Raw genomic sequence first — 5354 nt, 5'->3', positions numbered from 1 at the left:
ATAAGCGGCAACGTCCTACTTTCCCAGGCGGTCTCCCGCCAAGTATCATCAGCGCTAAAGAGCTTAACTTCTGTGTTCGGTATGGGAACAGGTGTATCCTCTTCGCTATTGTCACCGCATATCTTCCTTGAGTGCTTCGCACACTCAAAACTGAATAAACTTTGTGTTCGCTTCCTTCCTTGAAACCTTGGTCAAGCGTTCGACCTATTAGTATCGGTCAGCTACATACATTACTGCACTTACACCTCCGACCTATCAACGTGATAGTCTCTCACGGGTCTTACCCTTTTGGGAGGAGATCTTTTCTTGTGGGGGGCTTCGTACTTAGATGCTTTCAGCACTTATCCCGTCCATACGTGGCTACCCAGCTATGCCCTTGGCAGAACAACTGGTGCACCAGAGGTATGTCCATCCCGGTCCTCTCGTACTAAGAACAGCTCCACTCAAATCTCCAACGCCCACAGCGGATAGGGACCGAACTGTCTCACGACGTTCTGAACCCAGCTCGCGTACCTCTTTAATGGGCGAACAGCCCAACCCTTGGGACCTACTTCAGCCCCAGGATGAGACGAGCCGACATCGAGGTGCCAAACACCCCCGTCGATGTGGACTCTTGGGGGGTATCAGCCTGTTATCCCCGGGGTAGCTTTTATCCGTTGAGCGATGGCCCTTCCACTCGGAACCACCGGATCACTAAGCCCGACTTTCGTCCCTGCTCGACTTGTCTGTCTCGCAGTCAAGCTCCCTTCTGCCTTTACACTCTTCGTGCGATTTCCGTCCGCACTGAGGGAACCTTTGGGCGCCTCCGTTACTCTTTAGGAGGCGACCGCCCCAGTCAAACTGCCCGCCAGACACTGTCCCAATACCGGCTTACGGTATGTGGTTAGAACCTCAACATTACAAGGGTGGTATCCCAACGGTGACTCACTCAAAACTGGCGTCCTGAGTTCTCAGTCTCCCACCTATCCTGTACATGCAATGCCGAAATCCAATATCAAGCTACAGTAAAGCTCCACGGGGTCTTTCCGTCCTGCTGCGGGTAACCGGCATCTTTACCGGTACTACAATTTCACCGAGTCTATTGTTGAGACAGCGCCCAGATCGTTACGCCTTTCGTGCGGGTCGGAACTTACCCGACAAGGAATTTCGCTACCTTAGGACCGTTATAGTTACGGCCGCCGTTTACTGGGGCTTAAGTTCATGCCTTCGCCGAAGCTAAGCAGTCCCCTTAACCTTCCAGCACCGGGCAGGCGTCAGCCCCTATACTTCAGCTTTCGCTTTAGCAGAGACCTGTGTTTTTGGTAAACAGTCGCCTGGGCCTTTTCACTGCGGCCATCTTTCGATGGCACCCCTTCTCCCGAAGTTACGGGGTCATTTTGCCGAGTTCCTTAACAATAGTTCTCTCGCTCACCTTAGGATTCTCTCCTCATCTACCTGTGTCGGTTTGCGGTACGGGCACCTACGGTCTCACTAGCGGCTTTTCTTGACAGCGTGAAATCAGCAGCTTCCGGTACTATTTTTCCCTCCCCATCATAGCTCAACCTTAAAGTATGCGGATTTGCCTACATACAAGCCTTACTATTTGGACACGCTCTACCAACGGCGTGCTCTGCTTATCCTTCTGTGTCCCCACTTCGTTCATACAACTTTCGGTGGTACTGGAATCTCTACCAGTTATCCATCGCCTATGGCTTTCGCCCTCGGCTTAGGTCCCGACTAACCCTGAGTGGACGAACCTTCCTCAGGAAACCTTAGATTTTCGGTGGCCAGGATTCTCACCTGGCTCTCGCTACTCATGCCAACATTCTCTCTTCTGTAATGTCCACCAACCCTTACAAGTTAGCTTCTGCCCTTACAGAATGCTCCTCTACCATACCTTTCGGTATCCTAAGCTTCGGTAGTAAGTTTTAGCCCCGTTTATCTTCGGCGCAGAGTCACTCGACTAGTGAGCTGTTACGCACTCTTTAAATGAGTGGCTGCTTCTAAGCCAACATCCTAGCTGTTTATGCAGCTCCACATCCTTTTCCACTTAACTTACATTTTGGGACCTTAGCTGTAGGTCTGGGCTCTTTCCCTTTCGACTATGGAACTTATCTCTCATAGTCTGACTCCCAAGGTTGATTGCACGGCATTCGGAGTTTGATAGTTTTCGGTAACCGGTGAAGGCCCCTAGAACATTCAGTGCTCTACCTCCGTGTATCTATCCCTTAAGGCTAGCCCTAAAGCTATTTCGAGGAGAACCAGCTATATCCGAGTTCGATTGGAATTTCACCGCTATCCACACGTCATCCCAACACTTTTCAACGTATACGGGTTCGGTCCTCCACGAGATTTTACTCTCGCTTCAACCTGCACATGGATAGGTCACCCGGTTTCGGGTCTACAGCATATAACTTTCGCCCTATTAAGACTCGCTTTCGCTTCGGCTTCAGTGCTCCAGCACCTTAACCTCGCTACATACCATAACTCGTTGGCCCGTTCTACAAAAAGTACATGGTCACTTGCGCTCCCATTGCTTGTAAGCATAAGGTTTCAGGTTCTATTTCACTCCCCTCCCGGGGTCCTTTTCACCTTTCCCTCACGGTACTATTCGCTATCGGTCACTGGGTAGTATTTAGGCTTGGAGGGTGGGCCCTCCGGCTTCATACCGGGTTTCACGTGTCCGGTACTACTCTGGTGCCATCCGGCTCTCTCGCAATTTCGCCTACGGGAATTTCACCCTCTTCGTTCAGCTTTTCCAAAACTGTTCGGCTATCGCTTAAGATACCTTCTGATGGTCCACAACCCCAGAGAACAAGTCCTCTGGTTTGGCCTCTTTCCCTTTCGCTCGCCGCTACTTAGGAAATCGATGTTTCTTTCTCTTCCTAGGGCTACTTAGATGTTTCAGTTCGCCCCGTTTCCCTCGCTCGCACTATATATTCATGCGGCGATAACTGTACATTACTACAGTTGGGTTCCCCCATTCGGACATCTGCGGATTGTCAGATATTTGCTCCTACCCGCAGCTTTTCGCAGCTTGTCACGTCCTTCGTCGGCTCCCAGTGCCAAGGCATCCGCCTTATGCTCTTTCTCACTTGACCAATTATGAGTGCCTGATATAGCGTTATCAGGTCTTTCTTTTTCAACTATTAGTTATTTTAACTCTTTATGAAAATTTTTCTGGTTTCTCGGTTTGAAATCGTAGTATTATACCCACAAGTTTAGAAAAACTTGCTTAGTCTTTTCAAATATCTCTACTTGGTTTAACTTCTAATACTCGATTCGTTTTCGATTTTTTTGCTTTACACAAATTTTATTCAGTTTTCAATGTGCGTACAATCATTAAGTATACTACATAAGCATGCAAATTGATTGCAATGGTGGAGAATAAGGGGATCGAACCCTTGACCCCCTGCGTGCAAGGCAGGTGCTCTCCCAGCTGAGCTAATTCCCCATATAAACTCATAGTGCAGAAACTTTCGTCTCCTTAGAAAGGAGGTGATCCAGCCGCACCTTCCGATACGGCTACCTTGTTACGACTTCACCCCAGTCATTGATTTCGCCTTAGGTAATCTCTTTTTCGACCAACTTCGGGCGCCCCCAACTTCCATGGTGTGACGGGCGGTGTGTACAAGACCCGGGAACGCATTCACCGCAGCATTCTGATCTGCGATTACTAGCAACTCCGACTTCATGCAGGCGAGTTGCAGCCTGCAATCCGAACTGGGATCGGCTTTTGAGTTTCGCTCCACCTCACGATCTCGCTTTCTCTCTGTACCGACCATTGTAGCACGTGTGTAGCCCAGAACATAAGGGGCATGATGATTTGACGTCATCCCCACCTTCCTCCGAGTTATCCCCGGCAGTCTCACTAGAGTGCCCATCTTACTGCTGGCAACTAATGACAAGGGTTGCGCTCGTTGCGGGACTTAACCCAACATCTCACGACACGAGCTGACGACAACCATGCACCACCTGTCTCCTCTGTCCGAAGAAAAGCCCTGTTAAAGGCCTGTCAGAGGGATGTCAAGTCCTGGTAAGGTTCTTCGCGTTGCTTCGAATTAAACCACATGCTCCGCTGCTTGTGCGGGTCCCCGTCAATTCCTTTGAGTTTCATTCTTGCGAACGTACTCCCCAGGCGGAGCACTTATTGCGTTAACTGCGGCACCGAAGTCTTGCGACCCCGACACCTAGTGCTCATCGTTTACGGCGTGGACTACCAGGGTATCTAATCCTGTTTGCTCCCCACGCTTTCGTACCTCAGTGTCAGTTACAGTCCAGAAAGCCGCCTTCGCCACTGGTGTTCCTCCTAATATCTACGCATTTCACCGCTACACTAGGAATTCCGCTTTCCTCTCCTGCACTCAAGTAGCCCAGTTCACAAGGCGAACAATAGTTAAGCTATTGCCTTATACCCTGTGCTTAGGTAACCACCTACGTACCCTTTACGCCCAATAATTCCGGATAACGCTTGCCCCCTACGTATTACCGCGGCTGCTGGCACGTAGTTAGCCGGGACTTGCTCCTAAGGTACAGTCATTATCTTCCCTTAGAACAGAAGTTTACGACCCAAAGGCCTTCATCCTTCACGCGGCGTTGCTGCATCAGGGTTTCCCCCATTGTGCAATATTCCCCACTGCTGCCTCCCGTAGGAGTTTGGACCGTGTCTCAGTTCCAATGTGGCCGATCACCCTCTCAGGTCGGCTACTGATCGCTGCCTTGGTAGGCCGTTACCCCACCAACTAACTAATCAGACGCAGGCCCATCCTTTGCCGATAAATCTTTGACCCTATTAAGATGTCTTAACAGAGCTTTATGAGGTTTTAATCCCGGTTTCCCGAGGCTATCCCTCTGCAAAGGGCAGGTTGCCTACGCGTTACTCACCCGTCCGCCGCTTCCCACCTCTAAAATCTACCGAAGTTTCATTTAAAGGCTTCTCGCTCGACTTGCATGTGTTAGGCACGCCGCCAGCGTTCATCCTGAGCCAGGATCAAACTCTTTATTAATGGTATCTAATCTCATCTCTCGATGAGTTTAAATCGTTTGAATTTCTAACTCATTTACGCTTAGCGTTTCGCTAATTAATTCTTATCCGAATTACTGTTTTTTAGAAATTGTACGGAAACTTTACATCTTCCATTTTTCAGGTTGTGTATAGTATCCTTTTAAATCATTTTTTGTTTTGACTTAAATTTCTACACTATGAAGTTTTCAATGTTCTCGACCTTTCAAAACTCTTGGTCTCTTCTGGTCGCGCTCGCTCTTGGCGAGCTTTTTTAGTATATCGCATGTCACCGCTTTTGTCAACAACTTTTTCCAACTTTTTTTCGTCGTTATTTTCCGTTGTTTTCCTCTCTGCCGTGACAGCTTGTTTA

General features: G+C 49.1%; 1 tRNA gene and 3 rRNA genes. All 4 read right to left on the bottom strand.

The annotated features are described in order from the left end of the window. Positions 1-2: 2 nt before the first annotated feature. The 4 genes from rrf to H8692_RS10640 all read right to left on the bottom strand — a co-directional run bounded on the left by rrf (position 3) and on the right by H8692_RS10640 (position 4985). Positions 3-119: ribosomal RNA gene (rrf, locus tag H8692_RS10655) — 5S ribosomal RNA — on the bottom strand. Positions 120-187: 68 nt separating this feature from the next. Further along, a 23S ribosomal RNA gene (locus H8692_RS10650) occupies positions 188-3080 on the bottom strand. A gap of 277 nt (positions 3081-3357) precedes the next feature. Beyond that, a tRNA-Ala gene (locus tag H8692_RS10645) sits at positions 3358-3433 on the bottom strand. A gap of 37 nt (positions 3434-3470) precedes the next feature. Then, positions 3471-4985, bottom strand: a 16S ribosomal RNA gene (locus tag H8692_RS10640). Together the 16S, 23S and 5S rRNA genes with 1 tRNA gene alongside form the textbook arrangement of a ribosomal RNA operon. Positions 4986-5354: the final 369 nt, after the last annotated feature.

Source organism: Lentihominibacter hominis (genome assembly GCF_014385065.1).
GTDB lineage: Bacteria > Bacillota > Clostridia > Peptostreptococcales > Anaerovoracaceae > Lentihominibacter > Lentihominibacter hominis.
This window is presented reverse-complemented; position numbering and strand designations above follow the sequence as displayed.